The organism is Campylobacter sp. FOBRC14, assembly GCF_000287855.1.
Lineage (GTDB): Bacteria > Campylobacterota > Campylobacteria > Campylobacterales > Campylobacteraceae > Campylobacter_A > Campylobacter_A curvus.
Window position 1 is genome coordinate 350,029 of sequence record NZ_ALJJ01000018.1, and the last position, 19,241, is coordinate 369,269.

Consider the following 19,241-nt stretch of genomic DNA (forward strand, 5'->3'; position numbering starts at 1 on the left):
TAAAAATTTACAAGGGGACTAAATGAGAATTTTTTATATATTTTTGCTTTTTATATCTATTTCATTCGCCGATCCAGTTAAAATTATTAAAATTTATGATGGCGATACTATCACCGCATTAACGAGCAAAAAAGAAAAGATTAAAATTCGTCTTTATGGCATTGATGCACCAGAGCTAAAGCAACCATTTGGCAAGGCATCTAAACGCCACCTAATCGATCTAATTTCAAACAAATCATTAAATATCAATGCAAGAGGCAAAGACAAATATGGGCGCACTTTAGCTGTTTTGTATAATGGTGATCAAGATATAAATGCTCAAATGGTTATCGATGGCTATGCGTGGGCGTATGATAAATTTTCAAAAGATTATATTACTTTTCAGCAAAGCGCGCGATCACTCAAAAAAGGGCTTTGGATTGATAAAAACATAGTTCGCCCATCTGATTTTAGAAAGCTCAAAAAATTATCTAGGCAATGATCTGCCGCCGTCGGTATCATTGTGGCTGTGACCAGTTAGATCGCCCCTTGCGTCGGTTATGTTGCCAGTTGTAGTTAAATTTCCTTTTATTTTTAAATTGCCATTTATGCTAAATTCGCCACTTCCGCCGCCGTCTCCTGATGTGGTGATCGCACCTTGTATATTTGTGTTGCCTAAAATTTGCACGTTAGGGCTTTTGATGGTGGTTTTTTGAGCGGTTAAAATTGCGTTTTTGCAAGTTACGTTTATATCGTTTTGCACCACTATATTTATCACTTTTGGATTTATGATTTCAAGCGTTGAGCTTGAAGTATCATAACTTATTATTGTGCCATCCTCGTACTGGCTTATCTCTTTTGTCGTGCCTGCGCCGCTTGGTGCGCTAAAATCTGAATTTAAAAAGCTGCCTATTGCGATCTTTGCTCCACCAAAATCGACTAGCATAACCTGCTCATCAACTCGTGGCGGTGTAAAGCTTCTTTTGTATGAATTTGCAAATTGCATGTAGGGTATCAAGGGCGTTATAGTGCCTAAATAATCAACCCTTACAAGATCGTTTTTAACCTCGCATATTTTGCCTAAAAATAGCTCTCTCATGCTTCCCATATCCCACTTTTATAATAAATTTTTAGTGTGATCGTGCTTAGTATATATTCATCATCGTATAACTCAAAGCTCTCGCGGTTTAGGCTTGTTTGTTCTATCTTTAAAAATTTACTTTTATACTTATTTAGCGCACTCAAAACGGATTTTATTATCTCATTTGATGCGTTATATTTTGCAGTTATCATCCTTATTTCAACACTTAGGGCGTGTGAAATGCTTATAAAAGCATCGTTTTCTATGGTGTCGTCGGTGTCTTTTATGATGATAATAGGCAGGTCTTTACGCTCAAAAGCTGGGGTTAAAAAAAGCTCCACATTTTCGCAAAGCGGCTTAAGCAGGGTAAAAAGATCGTTAATAATTGTTTCTCTTTGCATTTTTAGGCCTCTTTTAAATATAGCCGTTTTGTGACTTGGTTTTCAAGCTCGATTTTGGTAATGATATATCTTTGTTCGTTTATCGTTACCTCATCTTTTACTCTTAGCTTTATGCCCTCGTCATCTTTGATTAGCGCCGTTGTTTGCGTCGCTACTGCCCCATCGTCAAAGATCACTTTTGTATATTTATTAAAGTGACAATTTTGCGCTATATCGCCCTTTATCAAAGTGGCATTTGTCTTTGCAAAAAGGCTTTTAACATCTCTTTTTACCATCTGCATATTAAGCATTTTTACTCCTCGATGTCGTCCAGATCAACACCTAAATCATCATCGCTTTCGACTGCTTGTTTTTTGCCTTGTTTTTCTTGTTTTTTGCCTTGTTTCTCTTGCTCTTTTACGTTTGTGCCTCTTTGATTTTTAGGCTCTTTTGGCTTTTCACTACCTGCTACTGGCTCGATACACTTAATGTCAATGAGCCTTTTTATAAAAAGCTCGTCCGTGCCCTCTGCGAATTCTATCTCGTCGCCTGCCTTATAGTTTTTTGTTGATATTCTCGTGCTGTAAAGAATTTTATATTTCATTTTTACCCTTTTTTATATTGCTAGCGCCCTATTTTTCCAGCCGTTAGCATAAATTTTAAGCTTTGGATTTTTGCTAACTAAACTTGCATAGTATGCGATCTCGTAGCTATCAAAATCAGTGTTAAATTTGTCCTCGTCGTATGCGTTTAACGCCTTTAACGTTTGAGTGCCCATAACCCCATCAACTGCTACATTTAGCATCGTTTGAGTAAGTTTTATGGCCGCTTTTGTGCCTACATTTACGCCAAAACAAAATAACTCACTAGCCTTTAAATCGCTTTCTACCTCATCAAGTCGCATCTTATCCCAAAACTCTTTTTTGTAAAACTCAAAAACAAAGCCCACAAGATCGCTATTACCATAAAGTATGGTGCTAGCATCTTTTAGGCTTTTACCTTTTAGTACTTGTTTTATAATATCCCATCCTTTAAAATCAGGATGCGCACACTCATAAATGCCCATAAATGTTAGCCCTGCTTCGGTTTCGTTCTTATGCAATGCGAGGCTTGGATTATTAAATTCAAGCCTCATTAATATTTGCATAGACTTAGCAAAATTTGACATTTTTATGCACTTGTCTTTGAAATTACAAATGATTTTTCACGTGCCAGCTTGGCATCTACGTCAAGATAAAGCTCAAGTATCACGTCACCACCGCGCTCATTATGAGTTAGTAGCTCAATGCCCTTAAATGATCCGATAAAGATGTCTTTAAAGTCGCCAAAAACAACATCACCGCTTTTAATTAGCTGCGTTGTAAAGTATGGGTAACCTTGTAAGTTGCCTAGCTCCTCGATTAGCATTTTCTCATTTGAAACTCCCCTTTGTGTGGCTTTTAGCTTGCTAACATCGCTATTTTTTAGCGCAAATTTTGCGTTTGCAATGTTGCCGTTGTTGTTTTCTAGCATATCGCCAAAGCTTAAAGTCTTTTCTAAATTTGGAGCTGTTAGATAGCCTGCGATGCTTGGCACTCCGCTAGTCTCAAAAACGCCTTTTATTACGCCTTTGCCGTATAGTATCGCTTCCTCTAGTTTTTTGCGGATCGCAAATTTCATCGCTTTATATGCAAAGCTTTCAAGGCCAAAAGCCGACATATTCATCATTGTGCGAGTTATGCGGATAGTTGCGAGCAAAGTATGAGGCTCGAGTATGATCTTGTCAAATGCTAGATTTTCGCTATCTCTGCTTTGCCCCTCCTCTACAAAATCCGCCGTAATATTTGAGTTGTTACGTGGAATTTCCACTCTTTGGCTTAAGCCGTCAAGCCAAGTACATTCGCCTAAAAGTGGGCTTTCTGCTTTTACTTCCTCTATTAGCAAATCATCTCTAAAATCAGTCGAGATCGCGCCTGCTGCCTTTGTAGTCGTTGTGATAGCATCGCTAAATCTTGCGCCAAAATCAGATGGCAAAATAAAGCGGCCATTGCTTTTATTGAAGTAGTTTTCTACTTCAAAGCCAAGATCGGCAGTGGTGTTCCCTGCGCTTAGGATAATTTTAGCGAGGCTAAAGTCTTGTGTGTTTTCTCTTTTCATAATGTTAAACTCCTTTATGTCGTTGGTTTTTTGTTGTTGTTCTTTTATCTTTTTGCTAAATTCGTTAAAACTCATCTTGTTTTTGATCGCCTCTATCGCTTCAGCGTGCTTGCCTAAAATTTCGGCTAACTCGATAATCTCTTTTGTTTCGTCTTTTTTTTCAGCTTTAAATTCCGTATTTTCATCCTCTTTTTGCATCTCTTGTTCTGCTAGTTTTGGTTTTTCTTGCTCTTTTGCAAAATTTGCTACTTTTGCGTTTGGATCTGCTCCTTGCCACACCGCGCTAAGCTCATTTATAACGCCATTTACTATTTCATAATGCTCTACTCCGCCAATTTGCTCACGCTCTTTTAGTTCATATGTTTTAAACCCTACACTCACACTATCGCTAAAGCCTGCTTTAAATTTTGCATATGCTTCGCGACTTTGGCTTACCTCATCATTAAATTGCACTATAACTTTAAAGCCCTTATCATCTAGCTTTGTATCTATGATCTTTCCGATAGCGTTTTCAAAACTTACGTCATGGTCTAAATAAAGCGTCGTAGCTTCAAATGTAACACTGCTTAAATCCACGCTTAGATAATATTCGTCACCAAAAAATGAGCTGCGTTTGTGTAGATTGTTGTGACTAAGAGCCAAAAAACTAATAGTTTTTTGCTCGTCGTTTATCGCATTGTCTGCTAAAACGGCTCTAAATTTGGATAAATCCTCATTTTGTAGATTGATCTTGTTCATCAATTTCTCCTTTTAAAATTTTAATTTCTCTTAATTTTTCTACTAATTCTTTCTCTTTTTCTAGCTCATCCATAAAGTCGTCAAGCTCAACCCCCTTCTCTCTTAAGACTTCGGTTATTGTCTTAAACCCTGCGCTAATGGCGATCTTGTTTGCATTTACCTCTTTTACTGGGTCGATATACTCCCACCCCTGCGTCTTAAACGTAAAATGCCCTATTAGTTGCTTGTAGTCGCCTGGCTTGATGCGCCCTGCTAATAGCTCGCACTCTAGCCATTTTTTAAAAATCTCATCGTGAAATTTCCGCTTTATAAAATTTTGTATTCGCCTAAAATTTCGGCGTTCTGCGATCGTGCCTTGACGTATCGAGCTATAATTTACATCTCTTAAATCCCCAGTATATGTGGAGTAGCTAAGCCCAAGCGATCGTGCCACGTCCCTATCGGTGCTTTTTAAAAAATACTCCATATTGATTGGATTGTGCGGCTCTACAAATTGAGGCGTTATCCCGTCCTCTAAAAATGTAAATGTGCCAGTCTGCACGCTTTCAGGCAAATTTATCTCTTTTTGTCTTATCTCGCCATCGTCGGCGTACTCTATATTGCCAAGTACTGAGCTTTCATCTTTGTGCGTGAAAAATCCAGTTAGCTCGCTCGCAAGTCTTGCGCGGTCTAGTTCGGCTTTTTTTAGCTTGTCTTTGCTGTGAGTATCAAAGATTGCGCTTGCTAGCTTGCTTATGCCTCTTTTTTGTTTTGATAATGAGGCTTTTTTAATATGTATGATCTCATCGGCTGGGATCACTTCATATTTGCCGTTTTTTAGCAAGCGGTAGTATGCTTTTGGTGTCATCTCACGCTCGGCGTCGTATTCTATGCCGTAATATATATGCTTGCCCTCATTGGTTAGGTCGTTGTCTATGTCTTCAGCGTCGATTAGCTCGATCTTTAGCTCGTCGCCCTTATGTAGCTTGATAAACGCCTCGCCGTCACGATAAAGAGCCGTTAAAATCATCTCCTCATAGTCGCCAAAATCATAAATGCCATATTCGCAGCATATATGTTCCCACTCAAAAAATGACCTTTGCACGGCTTGGTTTAAATTTTTCTTTGGCGTCGTGATGTCGAGGATAAATCCTTGCTCGCCGTAAATTTCACTGCTTAGCGTTTCAAAAAATCCGCTAGTTAGAGATACTGACGTGCTTATACTACGTGCTTGCTTTCTTAGCTTTGCGCTTACTTTGTCGATGTCTTGGTTTCGCAGCAGTTGGCTTATCTCATATGAATTTATGCGGTTTGGTTCTAAGCTTGGATATTTGAAAAAATTTATCTTTGGCTTCATAGATATGTTTTTAGATAAATTTTGCTTTGTTTTTCGCTTCATTAATACCTATCCCCAAAAATGTAAGTTTTGCTAGTCGCTTTTGCTTTTTGTGCGTCTTTTATGATGCTGGCTCTTATCTTTCTTAGTTCGCTTATAAGTTCAAGTGGGCTGCGCTTGACAACTTTTAAATTATCGATCCAGTACTCTTTTATCTCAATGCCGTCTTTGAGGTTATCTAAGACATCATCGATCGCTCTATCGATTAGCAAAATTCTCTCTTGTGTCGTCATTAGCGTTTAGCCCTTTTTCTTTTTTGCTTGATTTTAGAAAAAAAATAAAAGTTTTTTTACAAGTGAGTAAAATGTATTTTTGAGAGTTAAGAAAAATCTTTATAAATTTTAGTGTCTTTTAGTTCGTTTAATATGCTCTCAACCTCATTATTGATCGCATTTTCTACATCATCGCTTAGATCGATGCTGCGCTTTAGCTTATTTGGCAGCGAGTAAAGCTTATTTGATACGGCAGCGGCTATGTCGCTTAAATCTTTTTCTAGCCTATCAATGGCTATTACTTCGCCCTTTTCTTTGGCGAGCCTTAGCTCTTTTAGCTCCGCATCGGCTAACTCTTTTTTTGCCCTAGCCTCGCTTAGCTCAAAGCTTTGAGTGGCAAGCTTTATTTTGTAGCTTATATAGTCATCAATGCAAGCTGTCAAGTCCCATTTATTGCGCTCGAGCTTTCTTATAATGCCCTCGCTCTCTAACTCCTGCACTCGCCTATCGGTTAGCCCTAGTGCGTTGCTTAGCTCCTTTGTACTTACTTGCATATCGCCCCCTCAAAAAGGCTCATATCTTGCTCGGCTTTTTGTTGTAGTTTCTTTTTTGCAACCCCTAAATTTATTAAATATTGGTTATAGCGTGGATTTCCTTTGCAAAAGCTCTCTATAATATAATCCGCCATATCCGATTTTTTCATCTCATAGGCCTCACAAAGCTGTTCAAATTTCGATGCGTTTTCTACACTCATATTTAGATCATATCTTGTCTTTTTAATTAGCACTTTTTTATGAATTTGCATTTTTAATCCTTTTTCGTCTTAGCTCATTTTTTATTAGCTTCGCCCCTGCGTAAGCTAGTATTGTGATGTCTAGAGCCTCGTTTCTTTCCCTAGTTTTAACGTATTGCAGTTTGGTGTAGCCCCTTTTGTTTTTTACCTCTTGCAGCTTCTCGGCCGTTAGCTGCAAAAAGAATTCATTTGTAAAATTTCTGTTATAGTGCAAATACCCCTCGCCGTGATCTTTTATACTTAGCAACCTAAAAAACTCGCTTTTGCCTTTAAAAGTGCCTATATTTATAAGCCTAACTCCCTTTTTTATCACTCTCACTTTATTTAAAAACTCTACTTTTTGGCTCGCCTCACTTGCACCTTTTGAGGCTATGAAATTTGGCGCTAAGCTCACAAAATCATAAACTCGGCTGGAGTTAAAGCCACTATCAATTAGCGATAAAGTAGTGCTTAGGATTTTCCCATCCTCTCTTTTAAATTTGCGCTTAAGCTCTCTAAAAAGCTTTTGCCAAACTTCATCTTGATCGGTGTTGCCATAAATTTGCTTATAGTCGATATTGTAGGCCTCGTAACCTTTGCACCAACCTATAAAAATAACCTCAACGCGGTTTCCTTGTATATCCACGCCAGCCGTTACAAAGCTTACATTTTGCGGCAAATTTTGATCGTTATAGTCCTCTACTCTATCCAGTAGTTCATTTTCGTTAAAGCTTGTATTTGGTGGCTCATATGCTAGCGCCTCGATCGTGTTTTTAAACGTTTGAATTTTTAGCTCGTCGCCCTTGGTGTCAAGATAGGTTTTAACGATCTCGCTCATTTTGTAAAAAGGGCTATATATGGCATTTAAGAAAAAGCCTGCTATTTTTGATTTTGGATTTTGTGCGATCCATCGGCCATTTTTTACGGCTTCGTTCTTGTCCTGCTCGCTTAGCAAGCTACCGCACTCGCTGCATTGATATTTTACGCTTTCGTTTATTAGCTCTTTGTGTTCATCTAGCTCATATACGATACGCTCAAATATTAGCTTTTGCTCGTGTTGGCAAAATGGGCACTTTACAAAAAATAGCCTTTGATCGGAATTTATAAATTCCCTCTCTATCGTGCTAGCGCCTGAAATGGTAGGCGTTGAGCTTATGACTATTTTGCGATCGTAAAATGTAGCCGTCCGCCTTTGCGCTAACTCTATGCTGTCGCCCTCTTTTGTGGCCTCGCAGCGATCCGCCTCATCGACTAGCAAAACTTTTATAGGTTTACTAGCTAGCTTTGATGGCGAATTTGATCCAACTAGGGCTAAATTTCCGCCCCTAAAATTCTTTATAAGTATTGTATTGTTTGCATCATTTGCGTTTATTAGTTCGCTTAGCTCGTGCGTATCTCGAAACATAGGGGCTAAACGCCTCTTTGAGTAGTCCTCTGCATCGTCTTTGTTAGGCAGCATAAACAAAATAGTGCTTGGCTCTTGGTGGATGTAGTAGCCCAAAACATTATTTATTAGCTCGCTCTTGCCCAGCTGTGACGCCCAAAGCAAAATAATCTTTTCACGTTTTGGATTTGAAATTTCGATCATAGGCTCACGTTGATAAGAAAAGGCTTTAAATTTGCCAAAACTTGATGAGCTTTCTTTACTCAAAAATCTATATCGCTCCGCCCACTCTAGTAAATTTAAGCGAGGCTTTATAAAAATGGATTTTGCAAAGATTTCTATAATTTTACTCATTGATTTTATTTGTAAATTTTAAAAAAGGGGCTTTTGAAGTGATAACCGATAACGAGCTTATTATATCCTTTATTGCGTTATTTTGCAAATAAAACCAACTATTTTTAAGCTAACTTTTATTTTTTATTTTTAAACTTCTTTTTATTTTATTATTAAAAAACATCACATTTTTTATATTTATTTAAGAAAGATACACTTTTTTTATAAAAAATAACCATTTTTAATAAAAAAACGATAACGAAGTCCCTAAAAAACGCTTACAACCCTCTTTTTTTCGCGGTTTGCCACCGCATCTAAAAATATGCTTTGAGAAGGACCCATGAGAATTTTTTACTCTCTTTCGCCACTATTAAGAGATTGGATTTTTAATTGATGCTTAAGCGGTGTTTGTAGGAGTGTGTAAGTGTATCGGTGTGATCGGCGGTTATTGATCTTTTTTTAACATAGATTTACCTTGGATATTCAGCGGAGATTAAGCCAAAATATACGGCATATTTGTCGGAGATTGGCCGTTTTTATGTTATTTTTTTAACTCCTTAAACATATATTTTTTTATTAGGCCATTCGCCTCTGCTATTAATTTTAATGTATCTATATATTTATATTCTTCTATATCGCGTGCCGTACTTGGATCTTTTTCTTCGTAGTACGCATACTCTTGTGTTACAAAATCTAACGATAACATTATATTTTCTATTTTTTTTATTATTTCATCATCATCAAACAAATATGCATAATCTGCTTGATACTTTGATATTCTTGATCTTATCTGTTCCCATTGCGTTTTACCATAAAATTCGCCATCATGCACGTCACCTAAATTTAATGGGCTAAACTCGTGATATATCTTATTAAATTCCCTTGCCGCCTTTACTTGCATATTAAAAAGTATCTCTACTTTTTTTAGCTTACTTTTTTCTCGTTCAATATTTTTTACATTATAAGCAGTATAAAAACTCACAGCCACTGCAAGGAGTGACATAAATGATGTTATTATTGTTGTTGCAAGTGATGTGCCAGTTTGTTGATCCATTGTTTGCCTCCTAAAATTTTATTTCTTTTTAGCGCCTTTACATACATTCTCACACGGCACGCCGTCGCCGTCTCGGTCAAAGCTACTGCGGCCGCACTCTTTTAGATAGTGGTAGGCTTCGGCGCAGCTAGTCATCTGCTTACAATATCGCTTCGAGCAGTCAAATTTATCGGCGGCGATCGCTACCACCGCCAAAAGTAAAATCAAAAATAGATTTTTCATTTTTAGTTTTGAGGCAATATCTTACATTTGCCATCCCCACATTCTAAAGACAAAATGCCATCATAAAGTATCTCCTCTGTGTATATTCCTAAGTTATACATCTTTATAAGCTCTTGTAAATTTGATAAACTATAATAAACTTTTGTTTCGCCGTCTTCCTCTTTTATATCCACCACTTTATTGACAAATTTTAAGTTTGCATCTATATTTTGGGCTTTTGTTGGGTTGGCTGCTTTTAGGTTTGCCACTCTATCGGCTAGTGTGCTCATTGCTTCGTTATAGTTGGTATCCAACTCTTGCATATCCTCTATTTTGTTGTCGCCAAATTTGATCTTGCCACTGAGTTTTTTATAGTATGAGTAGTCTCTGCCATCATCGAAAAGCCCACATTTTGCATCTCTCATTGCTTGCATATCTGGCATTTTGCCACCTAAACATTTATCCATAAATTCTTTATATGGCTTTTGCACTGCCTTTAAAAACTCCATTGTTAGGCTTTTTGCACTATCCTCGCTTGCGCCAAAAGCAAGCACAGCCGACGCCAACACTGCATAAACTATCTTTTTCATTTTCACTCCTTTAAACTATGCTTTTTATCACTTTGCCTATGATCCTAAAATGTTCTTGTGTTTCGTTTATATCGATCTCATAGCTTGCGAAATTTGGATTAACCGAGATGATCTTTAGCTCACCTTTTGGGCTTAGTTGCAGCACTTTTGCCATTAGCTGGCCGCTAAAATTTACGACATAAAGCCCATCGCCTCTAAACTCACCATCATCGCAAAAAATAACCCAGTCGCCATCGTGCAGCATCGGCATCATACTCTCGCCACTTATCTCGATGGCATTTAGCTCTTTTTTAGGCGGTGTTTTAAAAAATGCCTTAGCGATTGGCATTAGCTCGCCAGTCTCGTAAGCCTTGATGTCGTCGATCTCATTGCCACCGCCTGCGCTTGCTTTATAGGCGGTTATCTTTTTGATGTTATAGGGTTTTAAATTTGGTGTATCTATTAACTCGCTTGATGTACTCGTTTCGTCACTAGATGCTAAATGTGTATATTTGAGTATATTCTTTTCAGGTATTTTGCCTCTTTGTTTCCACACATCTAGCGTATTTTGTGCCACTCCTAAAAAATCCGCCAACTCTTTATAAGTTTTTAAATTCTGCTCTAATAGCCATTTATCAAGCATTTGTTTAGCTTCATTTATCATCTTTTACTCTTTTCTACTCAAAATTTTATTTTATATCTTGACAAATCTACTCATTTGTCATATAATTCACTCATCAATAAAACAATTATAGCAAAAGAGGGTAAAAAATGATGAGAAACAAGACGCTAAACAAAAAGACAAAACAAGAGGTGTAAGATGAAAACACTAGCGCAACTTATATACGACAAAACAAGATGGACGCTAAAGGCTTATTGCGAGATGAGGGGAATAGCTTATTACGCACTTAGTGGCGGATATGTGAGTAAGGCAAATGCAAAAATACTAGAAAGCGATGGTATCGACTGGCGAAGTGCATCAAACGCCAAAGTAGGCGATGGCACGTGTGCAGGCACTATCTATCTAAATAAAAACAAAGCAAGCTAAAAGGACAACAGATGAGCCAAAAAGATAGAAATATAGGCGAAATTTTAGCCTTTATCGAGGCGATGGCGGCGCTTGGCTATGAGGTCGAGCTGACAAAAGATGGCAACTTTAGGGGCATAAAAAAGGCAAAAAGGGATTAATGATGGATTTGCTTTTATTTTTGCTTTGTATTACGGCTTTGATTTTGAGTTTTTAAAAGATTTTAAAAAAATGAGGCGATATGGATACTAAATTTAAGAGTGTTAAAAATGCTAAAGGGCTAAAAGTCGAGTTTAGCACTGGCATCGATGCTTATCGCTTCATTCTCTCTAAGTCGAGCTTTTTAAAATTTATGAAAAAGATAGAGCTAAATACAAGACTAAGAAACATCAACAGAAATAAAGCGATTACGACTTACGTCAAAGAAAAATATAAAAAAGATAGACCAGATGAGGCGCTTTTATTGCCTGATGATGTGAAGTATAAGATCCGCTATGTGAGCTTTAAAAGAGGCGTTACAAGTTTAACTAACTCGATGATCGTAATTGAGAATTCAAACGAGCTAAATGATCTTTGTAAAAAGCGTAAAAAACCTTACGGCTACTATATAAAAGTAGTCTTTGCAGGACTTTACCAGCCAAGCCGTGAAATTTTTAAAGAGACTTATAAGGTGCTAAGTAAATTTCTAAGGCGTTTTAAGCCCTATGAATTTGACATAGCACACGACTTTAAGTGCGACGAGCAGGCAGGGTCAAGCTCAAAAGAGTGGTTTGCAAAGCGTTTTACTCGTTTTGGCGGCAAGTTTATAAGCTACAAAACAACTATATATGAAAACGAGTGTTATGAGCGTTTTTATGGCCTAAAAAAGATTTGTTTTTATGACAAATTTGAAAAACAAACAAACTACCACCATCAAAAGCTAGACGAGAGCTTAAAAGGATGGCACAGACTAGAGCTTACATTTAAGCTCAAAGATAAATTTATCGACCACGCAGAATATGACCGCTTGGCGGAGTATGTGGCCGTGATGGATGAGATGATCAACCGACTAACCGATAACGCCTATCCTTACGGCGTGGATATTGGTGTGCTTGGCGAGCAAGTGGAGTTTTTAAAGGATAATAGACGTCATTTATCTTTTACAAAATCCGCATAAAAAGGCAGAGTATGTATAAGACACAAAAAGCGGCATTTGCATTTAGCAAGGATGAGCTGAGAAATTTAGTTGAGGGTTACCCCTCTATTAGGCATTTAAGGGAGGCTTATGCGATGAAAGCAGATAAAACACTTAGAGTATATGTCGCAAGCCCTTACGATACGGTGCTAAATGCAGGCTTTAGCGTGGGCGACGCCTTTTATTTAGCGAGCAAAGCACAAGATAGGGCTAATCATATCTTTAGCTCAAAATTTAGCTTCTTTGTGCCAGTTTTAGAATTTGGCGAGCTTAACATAAGCCGCGATGAGGCTATGAAAATGTGCTTTAACGAGCTTAAAAAGTGCGATTTTCTTTTTATCGCCGACGTGCTTTTTAACGACAAAAGCAAAGGGATAAAAGAGGAGTACGAATTCGCAAAAGCTAATCATATCTGTGTAGTTTTTGAGAATTTAGGAGTTAAAGAGCGATTTTTAAAGGATGAGATATGAAACTAGAAAAAATAAATTATATTAGCTACAAGGACGCGGCTGCGATGCTAAATTTAAGCATCATAACAATCAAAAAATGGGCACAAAAAGGCATCATAAAGCGCTACGCCGTAACTGCTAGAAGTGTTTTTGTTGATCGTGATGAGATTTTAGAGCTTATAAAGAGCAAAGGGGCATAAGATGGACGTTTTAGATCAAGTCATAAGCGACGACTACGCTATTTATAACGGCGATAGTTGCGAGGTGATAAAGGGCTTTGATGATGAGAGCGTGCATTATATCATTTATAGTCCGCCATTTGATAGCCTTTATACTTATTCAAACTCGGATCGTGATATGGGCAACTCGGACAAAGGCGAGTTTATGGTGCATTTTGAGTTTTTGGCTAGTGAGCTTTATAGGGTGCTTAAAAATGGTCGCTTGATGAGTTTTCACTGCATGAATTTACCATACTCTAAATTTAAGGATGGCTATATCGGCATCCGTGATTTTAGAGGCGAGCTTATAAAACTTTTTGAGAGCGTGGGATTTATTTTTCACTCTGAGGTGTGCATTTGGAAAGATCCAGTTGTGGCGCAACAACGTACTAAGGCGCTCGGACTACTGCATAAGCAAGTCGTAAAAGATAGTGCGATGTGTAGGCAAGGCATAGCCGATTATTTAGTAACGATGAGAAAACCAGGCGATAACGCCGAGCCGATAAGCGGTGGCTTTGATCACTACGCAGGAGACGGCGCACCGATAACGACTAAATTTGACGAGACTAAAGGCAACCTCAACCGAGGCAGCATCGAAGTGTGGCAAAGATATGCTAGCCCAGTGTGGATGGATATAAATCAGTCTAACACTCTATCGCTAAAAGGCAGCCGAGACGATAACGACGAAAAACATATTTGCCCTTTGCAGCTTGACGTTATCGAGCGTGCTTTACAGCTTTGGAGTAATGAAAATGACATCGTATTTACTCCGTTTCTTGGCATCGGTTCAGAAGTTTATCAAGCTCTAAAAATGAGGCGTAGAGGCTTAGGGATCGAGCTAAAAAGCTCTTATTTTAATGTTGCTCGTAAAAATTGCGAGCTTGCACTCCGTGAGCGTGGCGAGCAAAGCTTATTCTAGGGGCTTAATATGAATGATAAATTTGAGCCATATAGACAAAAAGCAAAAGAGGCGTGCAAAGACGATATTAAGAAGTTCTTGGCAATAAATAAGTCTTTTTTCTTGTCAAGGCTTGGCAAAAAAGAGATGGACCTATTAAAAAAAGATTATGAATTTACGAGGACAGTGACTATCTCAAAGCTAATGAAGTCACTTAGCATAAAAGAGCATTTTGAGATTAGAGATTTGATAGTTGATGGGGGCGAGATTAGATCACTGCCTGATTTTTTTAAAAGTTGTTTGCACTAAAAAAGGACAAAAAATGGACATTTTGAGCTATGAAAACTTTTTAAAGACAAAAGAGAAAAAGATAAATTTTAAAAGCGTGGATATAAAAAGAGAGGATTTACATAGTTCGCTCTTTGAGTATCAAAAGGATTTAGTATATTTAGCCCTTAAAAAAGGGCATTTTGCAATATTTGCGATGACTGGCAGCGGTAAAACAGCCATGCAAGGCGAGTGGGCTTATAGAGTGTGGCAAAAAGAGCGCAAGCCAGTACTTATCATCGCCCCTTTAGCGGTAGCCCACCAAAGCATCGACGAGATCAAAGAGCTTTTAGGTTATGATGTTAAATTTTGCGAGAGTAACGAGGACGTTATAAACGGCTTAAATATCACAAACTACGAAAAGTTAGATAAATTTAACCTAGATGGATTTATAGGCGTCGTGCTTGATGAGAGTAGTCGCATAAAAAGCTACACATCAAAGAGTAGAGATATTATCATAGATGGCTTTAAGCATACGCCTTATAAGCTTGCTTGCAGTGCCACGCCGTCGCCAAATGACTATACCGAGCTAGGCAACCATACTGAGTTTTTAAACGTGATGAGCCTTAGCGAGATGCTGGCGACCTACTTTATTCACGATGGTAGCGACACATCAAAATGGATATTAAAAGGTCATGCACAAAAGCCGTTTTGGCGCTTTGTAAGCTCTTGGAGTGCGTTTTTCACAAAGCCTAGCGATCTAGGATATAGCCTTGATGAGGACGCTAAATTTAAACTACCGCCCATAAAAATGCACCATATCGAAGTCGAGCACAAGCCAAAAACTTCACTTTTTGCAACATCAGCACAAACCCTAAGCGAGAGACGAGAGGCAAAAAAAGAGAGCCTAGAGGATAGATGCGAGGCGGTCGCCAAAATAGTAAATAATAGCGACGAAAACTATCTTATATGGTGTGAGTTAAACGACGAGGGTAAATTATTAAAGGATCTAATAGCTGGTGCAGTCGAGATCAAGGGTAGCGACACTGACGAGTATAAAGCCAAGATGATGAGTGACTTTGCAAATGGCAAAATAAGAGTACTCATCACAAAGCCAAAGATCGCAGGCTTTGGCATGAATTGGCAAAAATACTGCAAAAACGTAATATTTGCAAGCCTTAGCGATAGCTTTGAGGGATTTTTTCAAGCTCTGCGCCGTGTCTATAGATATGGGCAGAAAAAAGAAGTTGATTGCTACATAGTGACAAGCGAGGCAGAGATCAACGTTTTATCAAATATCAAGCGAAAAGAGGACGAATTTTTAAAAATGGTCAGCAGCGTGATAGATGAAACTCGCGCGCTGGTGCTTGATGAGATAAAGCAGATCACACAAAACAAAACAGAGTACAAGCCAAATTTAAAGATGGCTTTACCTAAATTTTTAAATCACGCATCATAAAAGGATCAACAATGTATGGATTTATTGATGGACAAAAGGCGAGATACTGGAGAAAGTTTTACTATGTTAGCTGTGACGGCTTTATCGTCTCAAAAGTTGTCGGTAAAGTAGTAGATTGCTTGGATTAAATACGATTTGGAGGTGTCAAATGACTTTTGACGACGCAGTGGCGTTTTTTCAAAAACGCAAAAAAGTAGATCGAACGCTAGACGTCAAGGTGCTACGCCCTAAAAATGAGGTAATAGCGGAGTTTAATAAAAAGCTTGACGAGTACTGGCTAAGCGTACTTGATACAAAACTAAAAGAGAAATTTGCAGGCAAAGAGAGTCTGGCCTTACAAATCCTAAAAGGAGTAAATTTAAGCGAAATGAGGGCTAAAAATGTTTAATAAGATTATTATAGTCGGCCATTTAACTAGAGATATAGACTTACGTTATACACAAAGTGGATCAGCGATCGGAAAAAGTGCGATCGCCACCACTCATAAATTTAGCATAAATGGCGAAAAGAGAGAGGACACTTGTTTTATTGATATTAATTTTTTTGGCAAAAGTGCTGAAATAGCTAATCAATATCTACGAAAAGGATCAAAGTTACTAGTTGATGGGAGGCTTAAATTTGAGCAATGGACGGATCAAAACGGACAAAACCGCTCAAAGCATAGCATAAACGTAGAGAGTATGGAGATGCTGGGCATCAAAGACAGCGAGCCACAAAAAAGCAACACATATCAAGTTAGCAACGCATCGCAGCAAAGCCAAGTTGCTCAACGCAAAAGCGAGCCACAATATAGCGACGTGCCAGAGATAGAGAGCGATTATATCGCTTATGATAGCCAAGAGATACCATTTTAAGAGGTGTAAAAATGAATGAGATTATCGCGATTAATCAAACTATGATAAACAATGCCGAAGTAAATTCGGTAAGCGCTAGAGATTTACACGAAGTTTTAGAAAGCGAGACTAAATTTGCAGACTGGATCAAAAGGCGATTAGATGAGACGGATGCGGTCTTGAATGCCGATTATATAATCGTTTCTCAAAAAAGAGAAACGATCACAGAGTACGGCAAAAAGGCAAGCATAATAACCGAGTATATCCTAACAACCGACATTGCAAAAGAGATAGCGATGCTGGAGCGAAACGAAAAAGGCAAACAAGTAAGGCGCTACTTTATCGAAGTTGAAAAGGCCTACAAAAAAGATAAGATCGCCGTTAGTCAGCTCGACTATCTGCAAATCCAACTAAACTATCTAAAAGAGCAGGATAGAAAAATACACGAGCTAGAAAATAAGACGAATGAAATTCATAAAGAGCAACTAAAAGCAAAGCACAATATCAACCGAATTTTAAACAACGACAACTATATGACGATAATTGCATTTATGAATTTATACGGCATCAGCCAAAAAGGGCATCACATCCCAAGTTTAGGCAAAAAGGCTAAAAAGATGAGCGACGAGCAGGGAGCATTTATGGGTGCGGTGATCGATCCGCGATACGGCAGAATAAACACTTATAGCGTTGAGATATTAAGGCAAATTTTTAACGTTGCCTAAATTTAAGGGGCGATTTTGTAGTCGCCCTTTGCCATAACTCAAAGACTATCTAGAAAATCCGCCCACCACTGCATAAGCTTACGCATTTGCGTTAAGTTGCCAGCATGATTATATGTATTTCGTATCTTATTGTTGCCTTTATGAGCCAGACACTTCTCAATGATGTCAAAATTTAATCCATGTTCATCAATATACTCGTTGCAAATGGTGCTAAACATAGCACGAAATCCGTGCGATACTATCTCGTCTTTGCTAAACCCCATCCGCCTAAGCGCCACGTTAAGCGTGTTTTCGCTCATATATCGATCCTCGCTTTGCAAGGCACTAAAAAGATAAATTTTGCTAAGCCTTAGCCCTTGATACTCTCTTAATAAATTTACCACCTGCTTTGATAGTGGCAACGTAAATTCATCTCTCATTTTCATGTCGCCAGCAGGTATTTTTAAAGTCTCTCGCTCAAAGTCGATATACTCCCACCTCATCGATCTAATATTAAATGGGCGCAAAGCCGTAAGTATTGCAAGCTTTAATGCATATTTTGTTCGCACGTCGCCGTTATATTCGTCACAGCCATGCCAAAGCGCCTTAATGTCTGCCTTTTTTGTTAGTGTAGCGTAGTTATTCCCTTTTTGTTTTTTAAATGTAAATTTGTAGTTGATGCTTGCGATGATATTGTTAGGCGTGATATTATAGGCAGACTGCCAAATTTGATTTAAAAATGAATATAGCCGCCTTGTACCATCAAGTAGCCCTTTGCCCTCAACTCGCTTTAAAACATTTATCACATCATCTACACTTATATTCCTTATGTCCAAATTTTCAAAATAAGGGTATATATGCGTCTCAAGTAGTCTAATATCCCTACTTAATGTCTGCTTTGTTACGCTTGCGGATTTTACATCTAGCCATTTTTGCGTAATTACTTTAAAATTTGCCTGTTTGTCTTTTTGGGCGTTTGCTTTGATGTCGATACCCTCTCTCGTCTTTTGCTCGATCTTAAAGCGCTCATCTCTTGCCATCGCTAGGGTAAATTTGGGGTACTCGCCTAAATTTATGCGCTTTATTTTTTGATCTATTGGGCTTTTATACTCGAGTGCAAAATATTTGCGTCCGTCTGGATTGATAAAAATATATAGCCCTTTACCATCACATTTTTTATAAATTTTATCTTTAGGTTTTAGCGATCTTATCTCCATATCGCTTAGTGGCTTAGGTATTTTTGGCATTTTTACGGAGCTCCTTTTATCATTTTTCTCTTACTCCGTAATTGTTCCGTAAAAAATAATTATTTGCAAGGATTTTTATATATATTATTATATGTTGTTGTATGTTTAACTACACATATAAAAGCCCTTTCTCTAGGTGCTTTTATATACTCTTATATGTTTTTTGATTTTTTAAGATATAGGTTAGTGGTGCCCCGTGTAGGTCTCGAACCTACGACCCCATCATTAAGAGTGATATGCTCTACCAACTGAGCTAACGAGGCAACCGTTTGAATGATACTACAATATAAAGTCAAAAAGCCTTAAACTAAGGCAATGGCGCAGCGGACGGGGCTCGAACCCGCGACCTCCGCCGTGACAGGGCGGCATTCTAACCAGCTGAACTACCGCTGCACCTAAATGGTGGTCGCTATAAGACTCGAACTTATGACATCCACCTTGTAAGGGTGGCGCTCTACCAACTGAGCTAAGCGACCTATCAAAATTTTAAATATCTGGCGACCCTTAGAGGATTTGAACCTCTGTTTCTACACAGAGAAAGTAGAGTCCTGAGCCACTAGACGAAAGGGTCAAAAAAACCCAAAAAATGGTGTCCTGCGTTGGATTCGAACCAACGACCCCCTCATTAAAAGTGAGATGCTCTACCGACTGAGCTAGCAAGACGAGTGGCGCAGCGGACGGGGCTCGAACCCGCGACCTCCGCCGTGACAGGGCGGCATTCTAACCAGCTGAACTACCGCTGCACCTAAAT

At 38.4% G+C, this 19,241-nt stretch carries 28 protein-coding genes and 6 tRNA genes; 12 read left to right on the forward strand and 22 right to left on the reverse strand.

The genetic code is table 11. From position 1 onward, the window contains the following. Positions 1–22: 22 nt before the first annotated feature. Entirely contained in the window at positions 23–481 is a 459-nt protein-coding gene (locus HMPREF1139_RS10720) for a thermonuclease family protein (RefSeq protein WP_009651409.1), read from the forward strand. Here HMPREF1139_RS10720 and HMPREF1139_RS10725 read toward each other — a convergent pair. From HMPREF1139_RS10725 to HMPREF1139_RS10795, 15 genes are all read right to left on the reverse strand, one after another. Beyond that, positions 467–1,087 carry a phage baseplate assembly protein V gene (locus HMPREF1139_RS10725; protein ID WP_034966515.1) on the reverse strand — a complete coding sequence of 207 codons (621 nt, stop codon included), beginning with the start codon at positions 1,085–1,087 and terminating at the stop codon, positions 467–469. The two genes, HMPREF1139_RS10720 and HMPREF1139_RS10725, sit on opposite strands and share 15 nt — an antisense overlap. After that, positions 1,075–1,461 (reverse strand): hypothetical protein, encoded by a 387-nt coding sequence (locus HMPREF1139_RS10730; RefSeq protein WP_009651449.1) that lies wholly within the window; start codon positions 1,459–1,461, stop codon positions 1,075–1,077. The genes HMPREF1139_RS10725 and HMPREF1139_RS10730 overlap by 13 nt, the downstream gene beginning before the upstream one ends. 2 nt (positions 1,462–1,463) lie before the next feature. After that, positions 1,464–1,751 (reverse strand): hypothetical protein, encoded by a 288-nt coding sequence (locus tag HMPREF1139_RS10735; protein WP_009651203.1) that lies wholly within the window; start codon positions 1,749–1,751, stop codon positions 1,464–1,466. Positions 1,752–1,753: 2 nt separating this feature from the next. Then, on the reverse strand, positions 1,754–2,044 hold the full coding sequence (locus tag HMPREF1139_RS10740; RefSeq protein WP_009651502.1) for a hypothetical protein: 291 nt from the start codon (positions 2,042–2,044) through the stop codon (positions 1,754–1,756). Positions 2,045–2,056: 12 nt separating this feature from the next. Next, entirely contained in the window at positions 2,057–2,587 is a 531-nt protein-coding gene (locus HMPREF1139_RS10745; protein ID WP_232209624.1) for a putative peptidoglycan-binding domain-containing protein, read from the reverse strand. Positions 2,588–2,610: 23 nt separating this feature from the next. Further along, on the reverse strand, positions 2,611–4,314 hold the full coding sequence (locus HMPREF1139_RS10750) for a phage major capsid protein (RefSeq protein WP_009651148.1): 1,704 nt from the start codon (positions 4,312–4,314) through the stop codon (positions 2,611–2,613). Then, positions 4,289–5,692, reverse strand: coding sequence for a phage portal protein (locus HMPREF1139_RS10755; protein WP_009651327.1), 1,404 nt, complete (start codon positions 5,690–5,692; stop codon positions 4,289–4,291). Before HMPREF1139_RS10755 ends, HMPREF1139_RS10750 begins: the two co-directional genes overlap by 26 nt. Further along, positions 5,692–5,922 carry a hypothetical protein gene (locus HMPREF1139_RS10760; RefSeq protein WP_009651168.1) on the reverse strand — a complete coding sequence of 77 codons (231 nt, stop codon included), beginning with the start codon at positions 5,920–5,922 and terminating at the stop codon, positions 5,692–5,694. Before HMPREF1139_RS10760 ends, HMPREF1139_RS10755 begins: the two co-directional genes overlap by 1 nt. Before the next feature lie 86 nt (positions 5,923–6,008). Continuing rightward, positions 6,009–6,455 carry a DUF1441 family protein gene (locus tag HMPREF1139_RS10765; RefSeq protein WP_009651110.1) on the reverse strand — a complete coding sequence of 149 codons (447 nt, stop codon included), beginning with the start codon at positions 6,453–6,455 and terminating at the stop codon, positions 6,009–6,011. Then, complete coding sequence (locus HMPREF1139_RS10770; RefSeq protein WP_009651219.1) at positions 6,446–6,706, reverse strand: hypothetical protein; 261 nt, start codon at positions 6,704–6,706, stop codon at positions 6,446–6,448. The genes HMPREF1139_RS10765 and HMPREF1139_RS10770 overlap by 10 nt, the downstream gene beginning before the upstream one ends. Then, positions 6,693–8,411 carry a phage terminase large subunit family protein gene (locus HMPREF1139_RS10775; protein ID WP_009651139.1) on the reverse strand — a complete coding sequence of 573 codons (1,719 nt, stop codon included), beginning with the start codon at positions 8,409–8,411 and terminating at the stop codon, positions 6,693–6,695. The genes HMPREF1139_RS10770 and HMPREF1139_RS10775 overlap by 14 nt, the downstream gene beginning before the upstream one ends. Positions 8,412–8,931: 520 nt before the next feature. Then, positions 8,932–9,444, reverse strand: coding sequence for a hypothetical protein (locus HMPREF1139_RS10780; RefSeq protein ID WP_009651477.1), 513 nt, complete (start codon positions 9,442–9,444; stop codon positions 8,932–8,934). 18 nt (positions 9,445–9,462) lie between these two features. Next, complete coding sequence (locus HMPREF1139_RS10785) at positions 9,463–9,666, reverse strand: excalibur calcium-binding domain-containing protein (protein WP_009651136.1); 204 nt, start codon at positions 9,664–9,666, stop codon at positions 9,463–9,465. 2 nt (positions 9,667–9,668) lie between these two features. Next, positions 9,669–10,235, reverse strand: a complete 567-nt coding sequence (locus HMPREF1139_RS10790) for a hypothetical protein (RefSeq protein WP_009651235.1) — start codon at positions 10,233–10,235, stop codon at positions 9,669–9,671. Positions 10,236–10,245: 10 nt separating this feature from the next. After that, positions 10,246–10,878 (reverse strand): LexA family transcriptional regulator, encoded by a 633-nt coding sequence (locus HMPREF1139_RS10795; RefSeq protein WP_009651287.1) that lies wholly within the window; start codon positions 10,876–10,878, stop codon positions 10,246–10,248. A gap of 156 nt (positions 10,879–11,034) precedes the next feature. Between HMPREF1139_RS10795 and HMPREF1139_RS10800 the strand changes: the two genes are divergently transcribed. From HMPREF1139_RS10800 to HMPREF1139_RS11130, 11 genes are all read left to right on the forward strand, one after another. Beyond that, the gene (locus tag HMPREF1139_RS10800) at positions 11,035–11,262 is read left to right on the forward strand and encodes a hypothetical protein (RefSeq protein WP_009651111.1); all 228 of its coding nucleotides are present in this window, start codon (positions 11,035–11,037) and stop codon (positions 11,260–11,262) included. 11 nt (positions 11,263–11,273) lie between these two features. After that, positions 11,274–11,402 (forward strand): hypothetical protein, encoded by a 129-nt coding sequence (locus tag HMPREF1139_RS12010; RefSeq protein ID WP_009651201.1) that lies wholly within the window; start codon positions 11,274–11,276, stop codon positions 11,400–11,402. Between the two features lie 80 nt (positions 11,403–11,482). Next, complete coding sequence (locus HMPREF1139_RS10805) at positions 11,483–12,397, forward strand: hypothetical protein (protein ID WP_009651250.1); 915 nt, start codon at positions 11,483–11,485, stop codon at positions 12,395–12,397. 11 nt (positions 12,398–12,408) lie between these two features. After that, entirely contained in the window at positions 12,409–12,885 is a 477-nt protein-coding gene (locus HMPREF1139_RS10810; protein ID WP_009651356.1) for a DUF4406 domain-containing protein, read from the forward strand. Next, complete coding sequence (locus HMPREF1139_RS10815; protein ID WP_009651366.1) at positions 12,882–13,064, forward strand: helix-turn-helix transcriptional regulator; 183 nt, start codon at positions 12,882–12,884, stop codon at positions 13,062–13,064. Before HMPREF1139_RS10810 ends, HMPREF1139_RS10815 begins: the two co-directional genes overlap by 4 nt. A 1-nt stretch (position 13,065) precedes the next feature. After that, entirely contained in the window at positions 13,066–14,001 is a 936-nt protein-coding gene (locus HMPREF1139_RS10820; protein WP_009651355.1) for a DNA-methyltransferase, read from the forward strand. Between the two features lie 9 nt (positions 14,002–14,010). Beyond that, on the forward strand, positions 14,011–14,289 hold the full coding sequence (locus HMPREF1139_RS10825) for a hypothetical protein (RefSeq protein ID WP_009651394.1): 279 nt from the start codon (positions 14,011–14,013) through the stop codon (positions 14,287–14,289). A gap of 13 nt (positions 14,290–14,302) precedes the next feature. Then, positions 14,303–15,706, forward strand: a complete 1,404-nt coding sequence (locus HMPREF1139_RS10830; RefSeq protein ID WP_009651451.1) for a DEAD/DEAH box helicase — start codon at positions 14,303–14,305, stop codon at positions 15,704–15,706. Positions 15,707–15,854: 148 nt separating this feature from the next. Then, positions 15,855–16,094 carry a hypothetical protein gene (locus HMPREF1139_RS10835; protein WP_009651107.1) on the forward strand — a complete coding sequence of 80 codons (240 nt, stop codon included), beginning with the start codon at positions 15,855–15,857 and terminating at the stop codon, positions 16,092–16,094. Continuing rightward, positions 16,087–16,560 carry a single-stranded DNA-binding protein gene (gene ssb / locus HMPREF1139_RS10840; RefSeq protein ID WP_009651240.1) on the forward strand — a complete coding sequence of 158 codons (474 nt, stop codon included), beginning with the start codon at positions 16,087–16,089 and terminating at the stop codon, positions 16,558–16,560. The genes HMPREF1139_RS10835 and ssb overlap by 8 nt, the downstream gene beginning before the upstream one ends. A gap of 11 nt (positions 16,561–16,571) precedes the next feature. Then, positions 16,572–17,264, forward strand: coding sequence for an antA/AntB antirepressor family protein (locus tag HMPREF1139_RS11130; protein WP_009651337.1), 693 nt, complete (start codon positions 16,572–16,574; stop codon positions 17,262–17,264). A gap of 38 nt (positions 17,265–17,302) precedes the next feature. Here HMPREF1139_RS11130 and HMPREF1139_RS10850 read toward each other — a convergent pair whose 3' ends face one another. From HMPREF1139_RS10850 to HMPREF1139_RS10880, 7 genes are all read right to left on the reverse strand, one after another. Further along, on the reverse strand, positions 17,303–18,490 hold the full coding sequence (locus tag HMPREF1139_RS10850) for a tyrosine-type recombinase/integrase (RefSeq protein ID WP_009651440.1): 1,188 nt from the start codon (positions 18,488–18,490) through the stop codon (positions 17,303–17,305). 187 nt (positions 18,491–18,677) lie between these two features. Then, positions 18,678–18,753, reverse strand: a tRNA-Lys gene (locus tag HMPREF1139_RS10855). Between the two features lie 53 nt (positions 18,754–18,806). Beyond that, positions 18,807–18,883, reverse strand: a tRNA-Asp gene (locus tag HMPREF1139_RS10860). A gap of 7 nt (positions 18,884–18,890) precedes the next feature. After that, positions 18,891–18,966, reverse strand: a tRNA-Val gene (locus HMPREF1139_RS10865). A gap of 19 nt (positions 18,967–18,985) precedes the next feature. Further along, a tRNA-Glu gene (locus HMPREF1139_RS10870) sits at positions 18,986–19,061 on the reverse strand. A gap of 16 nt (positions 19,062–19,077) precedes the next feature. Beyond that, positions 19,078–19,153: transfer RNA gene (locus HMPREF1139_RS10875), tRNA-Lys, on the reverse strand. Positions 19,154–19,156: 3 nt separating this feature from the next. Next, positions 19,157–19,233: transfer RNA gene (locus HMPREF1139_RS10880), tRNA-Asp, on the reverse strand. Between the last annotated feature and the right edge of the window lie 8 nt (positions 19,234–19,241).

Coding starts and splice junctions, on each gene's coding strand:
- HMPREF1139_RS10830 (WP_009651451.1), top strand. CDS start 14,303: ATGGACATTTTGAGCTATGAAAACTTTTTAAAGACAAAAGAGAAAAAG.
- HMPREF1139_RS10730 (WP_009651449.1), bottom strand. CDS start 1,461: ATGCAAAGAGAAACAATTATTAACGATCTTTTTACCCTGCTTAAGCCG.
- HMPREF1139_RS10820 (WP_009651355.1), top strand. CDS start 13,066: ATGGACGTTTTAGATCAAGTCATAAGCGACGACTACGCTATTTATAAC.
- HMPREF1139_RS10765 (WP_009651110.1), bottom strand. CDS start 6,455: ATGCAAGTAAGTACAAAGGAGCTAAGCAACGCACTAGGGCTAACCGAT.
- HMPREF1139_RS11130 (WP_009651337.1), top strand. CDS start 16,572: ATGAATGAGATTATCGCGATTAATCAAACTATGATAAACAATGCCGAA.
- HMPREF1139_RS10780 (WP_009651477.1), bottom strand. CDS start 9,444: ATGGATCAACAAACTGGCACATCACTTGCAACAACAATAATAACATCA.
- HMPREF1139_RS10755 (WP_009651327.1), bottom strand. CDS start 5,692: ATGAAGCGAAAAACAAAGCAAAATTTATCTAAAAACATATCTATGAAG.
- HMPREF1139_RS10805 (WP_009651250.1), top strand. CDS start 11,483: ATGGATACTAAATTTAAGAGTGTTAAAAATGCTAAAGGGCTAAAAGTC.
- HMPREF1139_RS10725 (WP_034966515.1), bottom strand. CDS start 1,087: ATGGGAAGCATGAGAGAGCTATTTTTAGGCAAAATATGCGAGGTTAAA.
- HMPREF1139_RS10825 (WP_009651394.1), top strand. CDS start 14,011: ATGAATGATAAATTTGAGCCATATAGACAAAAAGCAAAAGAGGCGTGC.
- HMPREF1139_RS12010 (WP_009651201.1), top strand. CDS start 11,274: ATGAGCCAAAAAGATAGAAATATAGGCGAAATTTTAGCCTTTATCGAG.
- HMPREF1139_RS10795 (WP_009651287.1), bottom strand. CDS start 10,878: ATGATAAATGAAGCTAAACAAATGCTTGATAAATGGCTATTAGAGCAG.
- HMPREF1139_RS10800 (WP_009651111.1), top strand. CDS start 11,035: ATGAAAACACTAGCGCAACTTATATACGACAAAACAAGATGGACGCTA.
- HMPREF1139_RS10735 (WP_009651203.1), bottom strand. CDS start 1,751: ATGCTTAATATGCAGATGGTAAAAAGAGATGTTAAAAGCCTTTTTGCA.
- ssb (WP_009651240.1), top strand. CDS start 16,087: ATGTTTAATAAGATTATTATAGTCGGCCATTTAACTAGAGATATAGAC.
- HMPREF1139_RS10815 (WP_009651366.1), top strand. CDS start 12,882: ATGAAACTAGAAAAAATAAATTATATTAGCTACAAGGACGCGGCTGCG.
- HMPREF1139_RS10850 (WP_009651440.1), bottom strand. CDS start 18,490: ATGCCAAAAATACCTAAGCCACTAAGCGATATGGAGATAAGATCGCTA.
- HMPREF1139_RS10750 (WP_009651148.1), bottom strand. CDS start 4,314: ATGAACAAGATCAATCTACAAAATGAGGATTTATCCAAATTTAGAGCC.
- HMPREF1139_RS10785 (WP_009651136.1), bottom strand. CDS start 9,666: ATGAAAAATCTATTTTTGATTTTACTTTTGGCGGTGGTAGCGATCGCC.
- HMPREF1139_RS10745 (WP_232209624.1), bottom strand. CDS start 2,587: ATGCAAATATTAATGAGGCTTGAATTTAATAATCCAAGCCTCGCATTG.
- HMPREF1139_RS10770 (WP_009651219.1), bottom strand. CDS start 6,706: ATGCAAATTCATAAAAAAGTGCTAATTAAAAAGACAAGATATGATCTA.
- HMPREF1139_RS10790 (WP_009651235.1), bottom strand. CDS start 10,235: ATGAAAAAGATAGTTTATGCAGTGTTGGCGTCGGCTGTGCTTGCTTTT.
- HMPREF1139_RS10835 (WP_009651107.1), top strand. CDS start 15,855: ATGACTTTTGACGACGCAGTGGCGTTTTTTCAAAAACGCAAAAAAGTA.
- HMPREF1139_RS10775 (WP_009651139.1), bottom strand. CDS start 8,411: ATGAGTAAAATTATAGAAATCTTTGCAAAATCCATTTTTATAAAGCCT.
- HMPREF1139_RS10740 (WP_009651502.1), bottom strand. CDS start 2,044: ATGAAATATAAAATTCTTTACAGCACGAGAATATCAACAAAAAACTAT.
- HMPREF1139_RS10760 (WP_009651168.1), bottom strand. CDS start 5,922: ATGACGACACAAGAGAGAATTTTGCTAATCGATAGAGCGATCGATGAT.
- HMPREF1139_RS10810 (WP_009651356.1), top strand. CDS start 12,409: ATGTATAAGACACAAAAAGCGGCATTTGCATTTAGCAAGGATGAGCTG.
- HMPREF1139_RS10720 (WP_009651409.1), top strand. CDS start 23: ATGAGAATTTTTTATATATTTTTGCTTTTTATATCTATTTCATTCGCC.